Annotated in this window: 14 protein-coding genes; 6 read left to right on the top strand and 8 right to left on the bottom strand. The window is 73.3% G+C overall.

What is annotated here, in order from left to right:
* Positions 1-36: 36 nt before the first annotated feature.
* Positions 37-804: a transglycosylase SLT domain-containing protein gene (locus ET526_RS06600; protein WP_158295514.1), complete on the top strand. Its 768-nt coding sequence runs from the start codon at positions 37-39 to the stop codon at positions 802-804.
* On the opposite strand, the gene ET526_RS06595 is transcribed toward ET526_RS06600, so the two are convergent.
* Together ET526_RS06595 and ET526_RS06590 are read right to left on the bottom strand one after the other, a co-directional pair.
* Positions 805-1,488 carry an NIPSNAP family protein gene (locus ET526_RS06595; protein ID WP_158295513.1) on the bottom strand — a complete coding sequence of 228 codons (684 nt, stop codon included), beginning with the start codon at positions 1,486-1,488 and terminating at the stop codon, positions 805-807.
* A gap of 52 nt (positions 1,489-1,540) precedes the next feature.
* Positions 1,541-2,299: a 4'-phosphopantetheinyl transferase family protein gene (locus ET526_RS06590; RefSeq protein ID WP_135466890.1), complete on the bottom strand. Its 759-nt coding sequence runs from the start codon at positions 2,297-2,299 to the stop codon at positions 1,541-1,543.
* A 222-nt stretch (positions 2,300-2,521) separates the two neighbouring features.
* On the opposite strand from ET526_RS06590, the gene ET526_RS06585 reads away from it, so the two are divergent.
* The gene (locus tag ET526_RS06585; RefSeq protein ID WP_135466889.1) at positions 2,522-4,999 is read left to right on the top strand and encodes a GcvT family protein; all 2,478 of its coding nucleotides are present in this window, start codon (positions 2,522-2,524) and stop codon (positions 4,997-4,999) included.
* A gap of 12 nt (positions 5,000-5,011) precedes the next feature.
* Here ET526_RS06585 and ET526_RS06580 read toward each other — a convergent pair whose 3' ends face one another.
* From ET526_RS06580 to ET526_RS06555, 6 genes are all read right to left on the bottom strand, one after another.
* Positions 5,012-6,139 carry an ABC transporter ATP-binding protein gene (locus ET526_RS06580; protein ID WP_240048288.1) on the bottom strand — a complete coding sequence of 376 codons (1,128 nt, stop codon included), beginning with the start codon at positions 6,137-6,139 and terminating at the stop codon, positions 5,012-5,014.
* Positions 6,132-7,133: an ABC transporter ATP-binding protein gene (locus ET526_RS06575; protein ID WP_135466888.1), complete on the bottom strand. Its 1,002-nt coding sequence runs from the start codon at positions 7,131-7,133 to the stop codon at positions 6,132-6,134. Before ET526_RS06575 ends, ET526_RS06580 begins: the two co-directional genes overlap by 8 nt.
* Positions 7,133-8,050, bottom strand: coding sequence for an ABC transporter permease (locus ET526_RS06570; RefSeq protein ID WP_135466887.1), 918 nt, complete (start codon positions 8,048-8,050; stop codon positions 7,133-7,135). Before ET526_RS06570 ends, ET526_RS06575 begins: the two co-directional genes overlap by 1 nt.
* Before the next feature lie 3 nt (positions 8,051-8,053).
* On the bottom strand, positions 8,054-9,040 hold the full coding sequence (locus ET526_RS06565) for an ABC transporter permease (RefSeq protein ID WP_135466886.1): 987 nt from the start codon (positions 9,038-9,040) through the stop codon (positions 8,054-8,056).
* A 27-nt stretch (positions 9,041-9,067) separates the two neighbouring features.
* The gene (locus tag ET526_RS06560) at positions 9,068-10,654 is read right to left on the bottom strand and encodes an ABC transporter substrate-binding protein (RefSeq protein WP_135466885.1); all 1,587 of its coding nucleotides are present in this window, start codon (positions 10,652-10,654) and stop codon (positions 9,068-9,070) included.
* 61 nt (positions 10,655-10,715) lie between these two features.
* A complete protein-coding gene (locus ET526_RS06555) occupies positions 10,716-11,816 on the bottom strand; it encodes an AI-2E family transporter (protein ID WP_135466884.1) in 1,101 nt (366 codons plus the stop codon).
* 107 nt (positions 11,817-11,923) lie between these two features.
* On the opposite strand from ET526_RS06555, the gene otnI reads away from it, so the two are divergent.
* The 4 genes from otnI (at position 11,924) to ET526_RS06535 (ending at position 15,138) form a co-directional block, all read left to right on the top strand.
* Positions 11,924-12,703 carry a 2-oxo-tetronate isomerase gene (gene otnI / locus ET526_RS06550; RefSeq protein WP_135466883.1) on the top strand — a complete coding sequence of 260 codons (780 nt, stop codon included), beginning with the start codon at positions 11,924-11,926 and terminating at the stop codon, positions 12,701-12,703.
* Between the two features lie 26 nt (positions 12,704-12,729).
* Positions 12,730-13,665, top strand: coding sequence for a 2-hydroxy-3-oxopropionate reductase (locus ET526_RS06545; protein WP_456305109.1), 936 nt, complete (start codon positions 12,730-12,732; stop codon positions 13,663-13,665).
* Positions 13,666-13,809: 144 nt separating this feature from the next.
* A complete protein-coding gene (locus ET526_RS06540; RefSeq protein ID WP_135466882.1) occupies positions 13,810-14,688 on the top strand; it encodes a helix-turn-helix domain-containing protein in 879 nt (292 codons plus the stop codon).
* A 165-nt stretch (positions 14,689-14,853) separates the two neighbouring features.
* Positions 14,854-15,138 (top strand): hypothetical protein, encoded by a 285-nt coding sequence (locus ET526_RS06535; RefSeq protein ID WP_135466881.1) that lies wholly within the window; start codon positions 14,854-14,856, stop codon positions 15,136-15,138.
* Positions 15,139-15,142 lie beyond the last annotated feature (4 nt).

Below are 15,142 nucleotides of genomic sequence, written 5' to 3'. Positions count from 1 at the left end.
CTTCCGGCACTGCCACGGGTGCCGGAGACCCTGCCCATGCCTCTCGCCCTGCTGACCGCCCTGCTCGCCCTCGCCTGGGCCGCCGGCGCCCACGCCCTGCCGGCGGGGCCGGGGGCGGAGCGGCTGTGCCGTGCCGCCGTGGCGCAGGTGGAGCGCGAGGCGGGGCTGCCGCCGCGGCTGCTCGCCGCCATGGCGCGGGTGGAATCCGGCCGGCGGGATCCGGAGACCGGCAGCTTCGGCCCCTGGCCCTGGACCATCAATGCCGAGGGGCGCGGCAGCTTCTTCCCGGACAAGGCGGCAGCGATTGCCGCGGTGCGAGCGCTGCAGGCGCAGGGGGTGCGCTCGATCGACGTGGGCTGCCTGCAGATCAACCTGCGCCACCACCCGAACGCCTTCGCCTCGCTCGAGGAGGCCTTCGATCCCCTGGCCAATGCCCGCTACGCCGCGCGCTTCCTGCGCGAGCTGCAGGCGACGCGCGGCGACTGGATGCTCGCCGCGGCGCATTACCACAGCCAGACGCCGGAGCTGGCGGCCGCCTACCGCGCCCGCGTCGCCGCGGCCTGGGCGGAGGAGCGGGGAGCGCCCGAGCCGCCAGCCCTCGCCAGCCTGCGCCCGCCCGTCCCGGCGCCGGTGGCGGTGGCGGTGGCGGCGGGCGCGCCCATGCTCTCGAACGGGGCGGAGCGGGTGGCGGTGCTGCCGGCGCCCGCCGCCGGCGGCGGGCGCGGCCTCGACGCCTACCGCGCCATGCCGATCCCCCTGACGGGGCGGCCGCTGGCGAGCCTCTCCCCGCCCGGACGGCGCTGATCAGCGGATCGGCGAGAAGGCGACGGGCTGCAGCACCATCACCGTCTGCCGCTTCAGCGCGCCGAGCCTGCCCACGGTCTGCATGAACTCGCCCCAGGCCGGGTCGGCGGCCATGGCGGCGCGGCGGCGGTCGCGGTCGCCGAGAGATTCGTAGGCCCACATGAACACGACCTGGTTGATCGGGCCGCCGCACTCCGTCACCCCGAAGAGCAGGAGCTGGCCGAGCAGGCGCTGCTGCACCGGCAGGCCGAGCTTCTCATAGGCGTTGATCCAGGCATTCGCCTGGCCCGGATGGAAGTCGTAGGTGCGGTGGTCCACCACCATGCCGGTGCCGCCGAGCTTCCGCTCGAAGGGCTGGCCGGCCTTCCGGATGGGCGAGAAGGCGGTGGTCTTGAGCAGCACGTTCTCCTGCGCCGCCAGCGCGCCCGTCTTGGCGCTCTCGGCGCGGAAGCGGGTCCATTCCGGGTCCGCCTCGCGGGCGGCGAGGCCGCGCGCACGGTCGTCTATGTCGTCGAAGCCGCGCAGGAAGACCACGCGGTTGAGGGGCCCGACCTCCACCGTGAACATGCCGATCAGCGGGCCCACATGCCGCGCCGAGCACGGCCCGCCGATCTCCTCGTAGAGCTTGAGCCAGGCCGGCAGCTTGCCGGGATGCATGGTGTACTGGCGCTGCTCGACGTACATGCGCTCCTCCCTCGGGGTGCCGCGCGCAGTGCGGCACATCCCCGGCCGGGGGTCAATCGGCCCCCGGCCCGCGCCGCGCGCCGGACGCGCGCTCCCCGCCGAGTTCGCGCCGCAGCGCCGGCAGGTCGCAGCCCTGCCAGTCGAGGCGCGGCGGCGCGCCATCGCCGCAGCGCAGCCCGACGGCGCCGAGGACATCGCCCCCCAGAAGCCGCTGGTCGAACAGCCATTCCTCCGGCCGCCCGGGCACGCCCGGCGCGAGGCGCAGGCGCGGCGGCGGCAGTTCGAACCAGAAGGTGGAGAGGCCCTGGCCCACCCCCCGGCCGGTGGCCTTGATGAAGGCCTCCTTCAGCGTCCATAGCCGCATGGCCCCGAAGCCGCGCTCCGCGGGCGGCAGCGCGGCGAGCCAGGCCAGCTCCTCGGGGCGGAAGACGCTGCGCGCCAGCCTCTCCGACACGCCGCGTCGCGCCGGCTCCAGGTCGAAGCCGAGCATCGCCTCCGGCACGGCGATGGCCGCGACGCCGACCATCCCCTCCGTGTGCGAGAGGTTGAAGGAGAGCGCCGACGGCCGGTCGCCGAGCAGCGCCGCGGGCTTGCCGTGCGGCCCCGGGACGAAGCGCCACGCCGCGGGCGGGGCGCCGCCGATCGCGGCGAGCGTCGCGCGCGTCAGGGCATGGGCGGCGACGAACTGGATGCGGTTCCGCGCGAAGGCGAAGCGCTCCGCGCGCGCGCGTTCCGTCCCGTCCAGCACGGCGAGCAGCGGCGCGATCTCGGCCTCGCCAAGGCCGCGCAGCGGCAGGGTGCGGATCAGCACCGGCGGCCCGCCCGCCGCCGCGCGGCAGCCGCTCTCTCCCGGCAGAGCTTCCTTCCGCAGCGCGCACCTCCCCGCCCGCACCCTCTCCGCAGGCTACAGCAGGATCCGCCTTGGGGACCACGCTTCCGCTGCCCTGCCGAGCGGCCGATCTGCCGCCCCGGCGATTCCGCCGCCGCGGATCAGGCGCTAGCCTTGCCCGGCCAGCCAGGGAGGAGACGCCGCATGGACGCCGCATCGCCGCCGGGCGCCGCCCCGAAGAACGCCCTGCCCGACCGTGCCCGGGTGGTGATCGTCGGCGGCGGCGTCATCGGCTGCAGCCTCGCCTACCATCTCACCCGCCGCGGCTGCACGGAGGTGCTGCTGCTGGAGCGGCACCAGCTCACCAGCGGCACCACCTGGCACGCGGCCGGGCTGGTCGGCCAGCTCCGCGCCACCCAGAACCTGACGCGCCTCGCCCAGTACACCACCGGCCTCTACCAGGGGCTGGAGGCGGAGACGGGCCAGCCCACCGGCTTCCGCCAGTGCGGCTCCCTCGCCGTCGCCGCCACCGAGGCGCGGATGGAGGAGCTGAAGCGCGGCGCCTCCATGGCCTCCTGCTTCGGGCTGGAGGTGGAGGTGCTGACGCCGGCGGAGTGCGCGCGGCTGTGGCCGGCGATGGAGGCGCGCGACCTGGTGGGCGGCATCTTCCTGCCGAAGGACGGCTACACCAGCCCGGCCGACACCTGCCGCGCGCTCGCCGCCGGCGCCCGGCAGCGCGGCGCGCGCATCCTGGAGGGCGTGGCGGTCACCCGCATCCTGCACGCGAACGGCGCCGCGACGGGGGTGATGACCGAGCAGGGCCCGGTGGAAGCGGAGATCGTGGTGATCTGCGCCGGCATGTGGTCGCGCGAGCTCGCCGCCACCTGCGGCGTGACCCTGCCGCTGCACGCCGCCGAGCACTTCTACGTCGTCACCGAGCCGATCCCCGGCCTGCCGCCCGACCTGCCGGTGCTGCGCGACCCGGATGCCTGCACCTATGTGAAGCCCGAGGCCGGCAAGCTGCTCGTCGGCTGGTTCGAGCCGGTGGCCAAGCCCTGGGGCATGGGCGGGGTGCCGCGCGACTTCGCCTACGGCACCCTGCCCGACGACCTCGACCACGTGGCGCCGCTGCTGGAGGGCGCGGCGCGGCGCATCCCGCCGCTGGCGAGCGCCGGCATCAGGCTGTGGTTCAACGGGCCGGAGAGCTTCACGCCGGATGTGCGCTACCTGCTCGGCGAGACGCCGGAGCTGCGCCGCTGCTTCGTCGCCGCCGGCTTCAACTCCATCGGCATCCAGTCGGCGGGCGGGGCGGGGCGCGTGCTGGCGGACTGGATCCTGGACGGCCATCCGCCGATGGACCTCTGGGACGTGGACGTCCGCCGCGCCATGCCCTTCCAGCGCAACGCCCGCTACCTGCGCGAGCGCACGGCGGAATCGCTCGGCCTGCTCTACGCCATGCACTGGCCCTTCCGCCAGCCGGAGACGGCGCGCGGCGTCAGGCGCTCGGCGCTGCATGACCGGCTGGCGGCGGCCGGCGCCTGCTTCGGCGAGACGGCGGGGTGGGAGCGCGCCAACTGGTTCGCGCCGCCCGGCATGGCACCGCGCTACGAATACGCCTATGGCCGGCAGAACTGGTTCGACGCCTCGGCCGCGGAGCACCGCGCGGTGCGCGAGGCGGTGGGGCTGTTCGACCTCTCCTCCTTCGCCAAATTCGCGGTGGTGGGGCGGGACGCGGCGGCGGTGCTGAACCGGATCTGCACCGCCGATGTGGACGTGCCGCCCGGCCGCGTGATCTACACGCAATGGCTCAACGAGCGCGGCGGGATCGAGGCCGACCTGACGGTGACGCGCGAGGCGGAGGACCGCTACCTCGTCGTCACCGCCGCGGCGAGCCAGACCCGCGACCTCGCCTGGCTGCGCCGCCACATCCCGGAGGAGGCGCGGACGCAGGCGGTGGACGTCACCTCCGGCCTCGCCACGATCGCGGTGATGGGGCCGCGCGCGCGCGCGCTGCTGGCGCGGCTGACCGATGCCGACCTGTCGAACGAGGCCTTCCCCTTCGGCACCTCGCAGGAGGTGGATCTCGGCCTGGCGCGGGTGCGGGCCTCGCGCATCACCTATGTGGGCGAGCTGGGATGGGAGCTCTACGTGCCGGCGGAGTGCGCGGCGCATGTCTACGACGCCATCCTCGCCGCGGGCGGCGCCTGCGGGCTGCGCCATGCCGGCTACCACGCGCTGAACTCGCTGCGCATGGAGAAGCTCTACCGCCACTGGGGCCACGACATCGGCGAGGAGGACACGCCGATCGAGGCCGGGCTCGGCTTCACCCTGGCCTGGGACAAGCCGGGCGGCTTCCTCGGGCGGGAGGCGCTGCTGCCGCTGCGCGGCCGTGCCCCGCGGCGCCGGCTGGTCGGCTTCGCGCTGCAGGATCCGTCGCGCATGCTCTACCACGACGAGCCGATCTGGCGCGACGGCGTGCTGGTGGGCCGCACCACCTCGGCGATGTTCGGGCACACGGTGGGCCGCAGCGTCGCCCTCGGCATGGTCGCCTGCGAGGAGGGGGTCACGCCGGAGTGGCTGGCCGCCGGGCGGTTCGAGATCGAGGTGGCGCGGGAACGCGTGCCGGCGCGCGCCTCGCTCCGCCCCTTCCACGATCCGACGGGCGCGCGGGTGCGGGCGTAGCGAGCCCGGCCTTCAGGCCAGCGCCCGGGCCGAGGCCGCCGTGGCCGGGTCGCCATCCCTGCCCTCCTCCACGGCGTGACAGGCGACCAGCGTCTCCTCGGTGCCGCGCGCGGGGATCAGCGCCGGACGTTCGGCCCGGCAGCGCGCGTCCGCCAGCGGGCAGCGCGGGTGGAAGGGGCAGCCGGGCGGCGGGCTGATCGGGCTCGGCACCTCGCCGCCCACCGGCACCCGCTGGCGCCCGGTCATCTCGAGGTCCGGGATCGCCTCCATCAGGGCGCGCGTGTAGGGGTGGCGCGGCGCGGTGAACAGCGTCTCGGCCGGCGCCAGCTCGGCGATGCGGCCGAGATACATCACCCCGATGCGGTCGCTCACCTGCCGCACCACGGAGAGGTTGTGGCTGATGAACAGATAGGTCAGGCCGAGTTCGCGCTGCAGCGCCTTCATCAGGTTCAGGATCTGCGCCTGCACCGAGACGTCGAGGGCGCTGGTCGGCTCGTCGCAGACCAGGAATTCCGGGTTGGAGGACAGCGCGCGGGCGATGGAGATGCGCTGGCGCTGGCCGCCGGAGAATTCGTGCGGATACTTCTCCCCGTCGAGCGGCGAGAGGCCGACATGGGTCAGCAGCTCCGCCACCCTGTCGCGCTGCGCCGCGCGGTCCCGCACCAGGCCGAAGGCGCGGATCGGCTCGGCGATGATGTCGCGCACGCGCCAGCGCGGGTTGAGCGAGGCGTATGGGTCCTGGAAGATCATCTGCATGCGTCGGCGCTGCGCGGCGCTGGCGCGCGCCCGCGCCAGATCCTGCCCGTCGAACAGCACGCGCCCGCGCGTTGGCGCGTAGAGCCCGACCACCAGCCGCGCCACGGTGGACTTGCCGCAGCCGCTCTCCCCCACCAGGGAGAGGGTGGTGCCCTTCGGGATGGCGAAGGAGACACCGTCCACCGCGCGCAGGATGCGCCTCGGCTCGCGCGCCAGCACCCGCTGCAGCCAGGGGCGGGAGACGTCGAAGTGGCGCGCGAGATCCTCGGCCTCGACCATCGGCGCGGCGTCCGGCACGGCGCCGCGCGCGGCCGGGAGGCGCTCCGCCACGGGCAGGGCGGCGAAATCCTCGCCGGTCGGCTCGTGGACGATCCGCTCAGCCATGGATCGCGCTCTCCGGCACGTGCTTCTCCGAGGCCGGATCGTAGAGCCAGCACGCCGCACGGGTGGCGCCGGCCTCCAGCAGCTCCGGCCGCTCGGCGCGGCAGCGGTCGAAGGCGTGCGGGCAGCGCGGGTTGAAGGCGCAGCCCGGCGGGATGGCGGAAAGGCGCGGCATCGCCCCCTCGATCTGCGCCAGCCTTTCCACCCGGCGGTCGAGCGGCGGGATGGAGGCCATCAGCCCGACCGAGTAGGGGTGCCTCGGGTGCTTCACCACCTCCCGCACCGGCCCGATCTCGGCGATGCGGCCGGCATACATGACGGCGACGCGGTCCGCGGTCTCGGCGATCACCCCCATGTCGTGGGTGATGAGCATCACCGCCGTGCCCTTCTCCCGCGTCAGGCGCTTCAGCAGGGCGATGATCTGCGCCTGGATGGAGACGTCGAGCGCGGTGGTGGGCTCGTCCGCCACCACCAGCCGCGGCTCGGCGCAGAGGGCGAGCGCGATCACCACGCGCTGGCGCATGCCGCCCGAGAATTCGTGCGGGTAGCTGTCCACCCGCTGCGCCGCCGCCGGGATGCCGACATGCTCCAGCCAGCCGATCGCGCGCCGCCGCGCCTCGGCGGCGCCGATGCCGAGATGGACCTGCATCGTCTCGACGAGCTGGCGTCCGACCGTGTAGAGCGGGTTCAGCGTGGTCAGCGGGTCCTGGAAGATCGCGCCGATCTCCTTGCCGCGGATGCGCCGCATCCGCTCGTAGGGTAGGTTGTCGATGCGCTGCCCATCGAGGCGGATCTCGCCCCCGGCGATGCGGCCCGGCGGCTCCAGCAGGCCGATGATGGCGGCCCCGGTCATGGACTTGCCTGCGCCGGATTCGCCGACCACGCCGAGCACCTCACCGGCGGCGATGTCGAAGGAGACGCCGTCGAGGGCGGTGAGCACGCCGCGGCGGGTCGGGAATTCCACCCGCAGGTTCCGGACTTCCAGCAGCGCGGCCATCAGCGGAGCTTCGGGTTCAGGGCGTCGCGCAGCCAGTCGCCCAGCAGGTTGACGGAGAGCACCATGGCGACCAGCGCCGCCCCCGGGAAGATGGTGATCCACCACTCGCCGGAGAACAGGAAGTCGTTGCCGATGCGGATGAGGGTGCCGAGAGAGGGCTGGGTCGGCGGCACGCCGACGCCGAGAAAGGAGAGCGTCGCCTCCGCCAGGATGGCGAAGCCGAGGCTGAGGGTGGCGATCACCAGCACCGGCCCGAGCACGTTGGGCAGCACGTGCGTCAGCATGATGCGCAGCCGGGAGAGGCCGATGACGCGCGCCGCCAGCACGTATTCCTTGTTGCGCTCGACCAGTGTCGAGCCGCGCACGGTGCGGGCGAATTGCGGCCAGTTGCTGATGCCGATGGCGAAGATCACCACGAACAGCGCGACCTGGTCGTGCACCTCCCGCGGCAGGGCGGCGCGCACCACGCCATCCACCAGCAGCGCCACCAGGATGGAGGGGAAGGTGAGCTGGATGTCGGCGATACGCATCAGCACCGCGTCCACCGCGCCGCCGAGATAGCCCGCGAGCAGCCCCAGCGCGACGCCGAGCAGGGTGGAGAACAGCACCGCCGAGACGCCGACCAGCAGGCTGACCCGCGCGCCGTACATGATGGCGGAGAGCATGTCCCGCCCCTGGTCGTCGGTGCCGAGCGGGTAGGCGAGGTCGCCCTCCGCCGCCCAGGCCGGCGGCTTGAAGGCATCCAGTAGATTCAGGCTGGCGAGGTCGAAGGGGTTGTGCGGCGCGAGCAGCGGCGCGAGCAGCGCGCCGCCGACGCAGACCAGCGCCACCACCGCCGAGAGGACCGTGACGGGCGAGCGCCGGAAGGACCACCAGAGGTCGCTATCGAAGGCGCGGACGAAGGCGGGCGCGGCCATGGCTCAGGCACCCCGCACCGCGCCGCGCTCCACGCGCAGCCGCGGGTCAACGGCGTAGTAGAGCAGGTCCACCACCAGATTGATCACCACGAAGACCAGCGCGATCAGCAGCAGGTAGGCCGCCATAACCGGGATGTCGGCGGCGTTGACGCTCTGGATGAACAGCAGGCCCATGCCCGGCCACTGGAACACGGTCTCGGTCACGATGGCGAAGGCGATGATGGCGCCGAGCTGCAGCCCGGCGATGGTGATCACCGGCACCAGCGTGTTCTTCAGCGCGTGCCCGAAATGCACCGCCCGGTTCGGCAGGCCGCGGGCGCGGGCGAATTTGATGTAGTCGGTGCGCAGCACCTCCAGCATCTCCGCCCGCACCAGCCGCATGATGAGCGTGAGCTGGAACAGGCCGAGCGTGATGGAGGGCAGGATCAGCGCCCGGATCCCCGACCAGGTGAGGAAGCCCGTGCTCCACCAGCCGAGCTGCACCACATCGCCGCGGCCGAAGGAGGGCAGCCAGCCGAGCCAGACCGAGAAGATCAGGATCAGCAGGATGCCGATCAGGAAGGTGGGCAGCGACACGCCGATCAGGCTGAAGGTGAGGAAGAAGCGCGACAGCCAGGAGTTCCGGTAGAGGCCCGTGTACACCCCCATCGGCACGCCCACCAGCAGGGCCAGGGCGGCGGCGCAGAAGGCGAGCTCGAGCGTCGCCGGCGCGCGTTCCGCGATCAGCTCGGCCACCGGGCGGGAGAGGCGGTAGGACAGGCCGAACTCTCCCTGCGCGGCATTGACGACGAATTTGGCGAACTGCACGAAGAAGGGCTGGTCGAGGCCGAGCTCGCGCACCAGCGCGTCGCGCTGCGCCTCGGTGAAGTCCTGGCCGAGCATGATCGCCACCGGGTCGCCGACATAGGCGAACATGGCGAAGCTGATCAGCGCCACCGTCAGCATCACGGGCAGCGCCTGCAGGATGCGGGAGAGGATGAAGGCGAACATGCCGCTCAGGCTCCGGCGCCGCCCTTCCTATTCCACCACCGCCCAGCGGAAGAAGGGCTGGTTGTTGGCCATGTGCGGCATCGAGATGTTGGCCCGCATCGCCCAGGGGATCATCTGGTGGTGCAGCGGGATGTGCGGCACGTCCTCCCGGTACAGGCGCAGCGCCTCGCGGATCGCCGCCTGCCGCGCCTCTCCGGACTCGGTCTTCATGCGGCCGATCAGCGCGTCCATCCGCGGGTTGGAGTAGCCGCCGAAATTCCAGATGCCGTCGCCCGGCTGCCCGCCCCGCGTGGCCAGCAGCGACTGGAAGGAGTAGAGCGCATCGAGCGTCGGCACCCCCCAGCCCAGCAGGTAGACGCTGGTGTCGGCGCGCTGGATCTGCGCGAAGAAGGGGCCGAGGGGCTGCGCCTTCAGCGCCGTGCGCACGCCGACGCGCGACCACATGGCGGCGATGTTCTGGCAGATCTGCTCGTCGTTGATGTAGCGGTTGTTCGGGCAGTCCAGCGTGACGGAGAAGCCGTTGGGGTAGCCGGCCTCGGCGAGCAGGGCGCGGGCGCGGGCGGCGTCGAAGGGCAGGCGGACATCCTCCTCCTTCACGTAGCCGTTCACCTGCTCCGGGAACAGCGTGCCGGTCGGCACCGACTGGCCGCGCATGGTGGCGCGGTGGATCGCCTGGATGTCGATGGCGTGGTAGAGCGCCTGGCGCACCCGCAGGTCCCGGAACGGGTTCCGGCCCTTGACGTCGGAGTAGAGCAGCTCGTCGCGGCCGACGTCGAAGACGATGTAGAGGGTGCGGATCTCCGGCCCCTCCAGCACCTTCACGTTCGGCGCGTTGCGCAGCCGGGCGAGGTCCTGCAGCGGCGGGTCGAGCACGAAGTCCACCTCGCCCGAGAGCAGCGCGGCGATGCGGGTGGCGTCCGAGGCGATGGGGCGGAACACGATCTCGGTGACGTTGCCGCGGTTCCCCTCCTCCCGCCAGCCCCACCAGTCGGGGTTGCGGGCGAGCACGGTGCGCACGTCCGGCTCGCGCAGCGCCAGGCGGTAGGCGCCGGTGCCGTTGGCGCTGCGGACGGTGTGCATCTCCTCCCGCTGCCGCGTGTTCTGCGGCCGGGTGGCGTTGTGCCGCTCCGCCCAGGATCTCGACATCATGAAGACGCTGGCGAGCTTGTTGGGCAGGATCGGGTCCGGCACCTTGGTGACGATGTCCACCGTGAGGTCGTCCACCTTCTCCGCCCGCTCGATCGTGTCCACGAAGATGCCGAAATTGCTGGTCGGCTGCAGGGCGCGTTCGATGGAGAAGACCACGTCCTCCGCCGTGAACGCCTCGCCCTCGTGGAAGCGCACGCCGGGGCGCAGCGTGAAGCGCCAGCGCGTCGGCTCGTGCTGCTCCCAGGCGGTGGCGAGGCCCGGCGCGGGGGAGAGGTCGGGGTTGCGCGCCACCAGCGCGTCGTAGACCTGCTGCAGCACCATGGTGACGGTGCCGACGTTCTGGCTGTGCGGATCCATGGTGTTGGGATCGCCGCTCGCGGCCCAGCGCACCGTCCGCGCCTCCGCCGCCGCCGCCATCGCCCCGAGCAGCGCCGCCAGGGTGGCCGCCCGCATCCAGCTCCGCATCGCCCGTCTCCCGTCCTGCCCTGCCCCGCCCCGGAGCCCGCCGGCCCCTATCCGGCCCCTATTAGGCGTCGGGCCGCGGCGGCGGAAGGGTTCCCGCGCCCTCCGCTCCCTCGCCGGCCCAGTCCTTGAGCAGGGTGAAGCCGACCGCGAGCAGCACCGGGCCGAGGAACAGCCCGAGGAAGCCGAAGGCGAAGACGCCGCCCAGCGCGCCGAGCAGGGTCAGCAGCAGCGGCAGGTCGGCCCCGCGCGCGATCAGCCAGGGGCGGATCACGTTGTCCACCGAGGAGATGCCGAAGGCGCCGTAGAGGCCGAGAAAGATCGCCCAGCCGGTCCGCCCCTCGGTGAACAGCCAGAGGGTCGCCGGGATCCAGACCAGGGGCGCGCCCACCGGGAAGATGGAGATCACCCCCGCCACCACCCCGAGCAGGACCGGCCGCGGCACGCCGGCGATCCAGAGGCCGAAGGCGGTCATGAGGCCCTGCACCACGGCGGTGCCGAGCAGGCCGAAGATCACGCCGCGGGTGACGTTGCCGGTCATCTCCACGAGGTGCCGCGCGCGCGCCCCGGCCAGGCGCTGCAGCGCCGCCTCCGCCCGCGCCGCGATCGCCGGCCCGTCGCGGTAGAGAAAGAAGGCGAGGAAGATGGCGAGCAGCATCTCCGCCACGCCGGAGAGCACGGCGAGGAGCACCGCGAGCACCGCCTGGGCGATGGTGCCGGCATGCGGGCCGAGCAGGCCGAACAGGCTGGGCAGCCCCGCATCGAGCCCCTCCAGCCACGGGGCGAGCCAGGGGCCGAGCAGGGGCAGCTGGCGCAGCCAGGCGCCGAGGCCGGGCAGGCCCTGGGTCAGCAGCGTCTCCACCGCCGCCTGCAGCCCCTCGATGTCCTCCCGCCGGGTCGGCGCGGCGAAGACCAGCGGCAGGCCGAGCAGCAGGAAGGCCGCGAGCACCATCACCAGCGCCGCCGCCCCGGCCGGCAGCCCCGCCCGCTCGCGCAGCGCGCGGAAGGCGGGCCAGGTGGAATAGACCAGGATCGTCGCCCAGAGCAGGGCGGAGAGGAAGGGCCGCAGCACCAGGAAGCAGCCGATGCCGAGCGCGACCGCCGCGGCGAGGCCGACGAGCTGGGGTGCCGTCAGGGCCTGGGGCGGCAGGATCTCGCGCGACATGCCGCTTCAGTACCCGAGAAGCCGGGGCGGCGGAAACGGGGCACGCCGGTAGGCAGCGGCCGCGCCTGCCGGTAGCCTCCCCGCCGCCCAGGGGGAGACCGCCGACGATGCCGCGCTTCGCCGCCAACCTGTCCATGATGTTCGCCGAGGTGCCCTTCCTCGACCGCTTCGCCCGCGCCCGGGCGGCCGGGTTCGAGGCGGTGGAGTTCCTTTTCCCCTACGAGCATCCGCCAGCCGAGATCGCCCGCCGGCTGCAGGACAACGGGCTGCGCCAGGTGCTGTTCAACGCGCCCCCCGGCGACTGGGCGGCGGGGGAGCGGGGCTGCGCCGCCCTGCCCGGCCGCACCGCCGAGTTCCGCGAGGGCATCCGCCGCGCGCTCGACTACGCCGCCGCCCTCGCCTGCCCCTCGCTGCACGTGATGGCGGGGCTCGCCCCCCCGGGCGTGCGGCGCGACACGCTGCTCGCCACCTACGCCATCAACCTCGCCTGGGCGGCGGAGGAATGCGCCAGGGCAGGGGTGCGGCCGGTGATCGAGCCGATCAACCACCGCGACATCCCCGGCTACGTCCTGAACACGACCGAGGAGGCGGCGGCGATCATCGAGGCGGTCGGGCGCGACCGGCTCGGCATGCAGTTCGACCTCTACCACTGCCAGGTGACGGAGGGCGACCTGGTGAAGCGTCTGGAACGCCACATGCCGCTCGTCGCGCACATGCAGGTCGCCGATGTGCCGGGCCGGCACGAGCCCGGCACCGGCGAGGTGAACTGGCCGCACGTCTTCCAGGCCATCGATTCCCTCGGCTACCAGGGCTGGATCGGCTGCGAGTACCGCCCCTCGGGCCTCACCGAGGACGGGCTCGGCTGGTTCGCCCCCTACCGCGCCTGACCACGACGCATCAGCGGGAGAGAGACATGGAGATCGGCTTCATCGGCCTCGGCATCATGGGCAGGCCCATGGCGCTGAACCTCAGGAAGGCCGGGCACAGCCTGTTCGTGCCGGAGCGCGCGAGCCTCGACGCGGAGTGCCGCGCCGCCTTCACCGTGGTGCCGGATGCGCGGGCGGTGGCGCGCTCGGGCGAGGTGATCATCCTCATGGTGCCGGACACGCCGGACGTGGAGGCGGTGCTGTTCGGCCCGTCCGGCGTGGCGGAGGGGCTCTCGCCGGGCAAGCTGGTGATCGACATGTCCTCGATCAGCCCGACCGCCACCAAGGAATTCGCGGCGAAGGTGAACGCGCTCGGCTGCGACTATCTCGACGCGCCGGTCTCCGGCGGGGAGGTGGGGGCGAAGAACGCGGCGCTGACGATCATGGTCGGCGGGCCGCAGAAGGCCTTCGACCGCGCCCGGCCCCTGTTCGAGGCGATGGGCAGGAACATCACCCTGGTGGGCGAGCAGAACGGCGCCGGCCAGACCTGCAAGGTCGCCAACCAGATCATCGTCGCCCTGACCATCGAGGCAGTGGCCGAGGCCCTGGTCTTCGCCGCCAAGGCCGGCGCCGACCCGGCCAAGGTGCGCCAGGCGCTGATGGGGGGATTCGCCTCCTCGCGCATCCTGGAGGTGCACGGGGAGCGCATGATCACCCGCGGCTTCGCCCCCGGCTTCCGCATCGCCCTGCACCAGAAGGACCTGAACCTGGCGCTGCAGGCGGCGCGGGAGCTGGGTGTGGCGCTGCCCAGCACCGCCCTCGCGCAGCAGCTCTTCTCCGCCTGCGTCGCGGCCGGGGGGGGCGGATTGGGACCATTCCGGGATGGTGCGGGCGCTGGAGGCGATGGCGGCGCGGAAGGTGGCGCCCGAACCTGGGGGCTGACGCGTGTCGTTCCGCCCAGGGACGCACCCCTGAAGCTGTAATTGCCTGCCAAGGCTCGCGCCAGGAGCCTTGGGCCCTTGCGTCGCAAAATAGCCCGGACCATGCTTTTGGGCGCAGCGCCACGACGCGGGTATTGTCTCAAAAGCTAAAATGGTGTCTAGTCGTCAGGTCGCGACGGAGGGGTTATGCGCTTCGCGGACATAGGCCAGCAGTTGCGGGCGTACCGGCTGGAATCCGGGCTGCGTGCCGAGGAGATCGCCGCGCGCCTGGGTGTCTCGCGCGCCGCCCTCTACCGCTACGAGAAGGGCGAGGTCATCAAGCTGGATACCATCCGGCGCCTCGCCGAGCTGCTCAAGATCTCGCCCCTTTCCCTGCTCGGGATCGGCGTAGACTACTTCGCCCGCCCGGCCGCCTTCCTCGAACGCCTGCGCCAGGTGGAGGAGGAGGCCGACCAGATCCTGCTGGTGGGCGGCGCCGTCTGCTTCCAGACCCTGACCGATGCCTTCGACGGCGCCCTCGCCGAGGCCTGGACGGAAGCCGCCGATGCCGCGCCCGACCGGCTGCAGGCCCGCGCCGCGGTCGACCAGGCGCTCGGCCTGCTGGCCTCCCGGCGCAAGCTCTACCAGCTCCGCAAGCCGACCATCATCGGCATCCTCTCCGAAAGCGCACTGCGCCGCTTCGTCAAGGAGGGCGTGGCGGCCGGCCTCGCCGTCACGGAACGGACGCGGAGCCGCTGCCGCGCCGCCGCGCTGGCCGAGGCGGAGAGCATCGCCACCCTGATGGAATCGGTGCCGATCGGCATCCAGCTTGGCCTCGCCAGCGGCACCGAGCCCGGCAGCCCCTTCATGGTGCTGCGCGGCCGGGAGCGGGCCCATGCCGTCGGCAGCCCCTTCGCCCCGGATGCCCCGCCCTTTGGAACCCTTGGCGTCGCCACCATCACCGCCGCCGACGAGGCGGTCGGCGTGCATCAACGCGTCGCCGAGGCCGCCTGGCGCGACGCCCTGAAGGGCACCGAGGCCGCCTCCCGCCTGCGCGCGCTGATCCGCGAGGCCGAGGCCGCCTGAAGCCCCGGCGGCGCGCCGGGGAGCGCCGGCGCCCCGGGCGGACCCTCCACGACCAGAGCCCTTGCCGCCCGGCCATGCGGCGGCAGCGGCTCCGGCCTCCTTGTTCGCAGGGCCGCTTCACGTTTCCGGCCGTCTGCGATCTGCCCTGGAGCCGAACCGGATCACATGCCCCGCAGGCGCAAGCCCCCTCCGCCGCTCGAACTGTCCCCGCCGCGGCCGAAGCCGCCCGAGGCCGCGCCGCGCCTGCCGCTGGGGGGCGGTGGCGGCGTGCAGCTCGTGCTGGAGGGCACCGACCTCGCCGCGGTGGAGGCCGCCGCGGCCGAGCTGAAGGCGCGCTTCGGTGCCCGCTTCGCCGTCACCGGCCGGCGCAGCCTCGCTGGGGGCGGCGGCCTGCGCATCTCGGCCTGCCTGCTGGTGCGCGCCGGCGACGCGCTGGACGCCGGGGCCTGACGCC

This window comes from Crenalkalicoccus roseus (assembly GCF_004761865.1).
GTDB classification, from domain to species: Bacteria; Pseudomonadota; Alphaproteobacteria; order Acetobacterales; family Acetobacteraceae; genus Crenalkalicoccus; species Crenalkalicoccus roseus.
The sequence above is the reverse complement of the archived record's forward strand: the minus strand, read 5'-3'. Positions and strand labels throughout refer to the sequence as shown.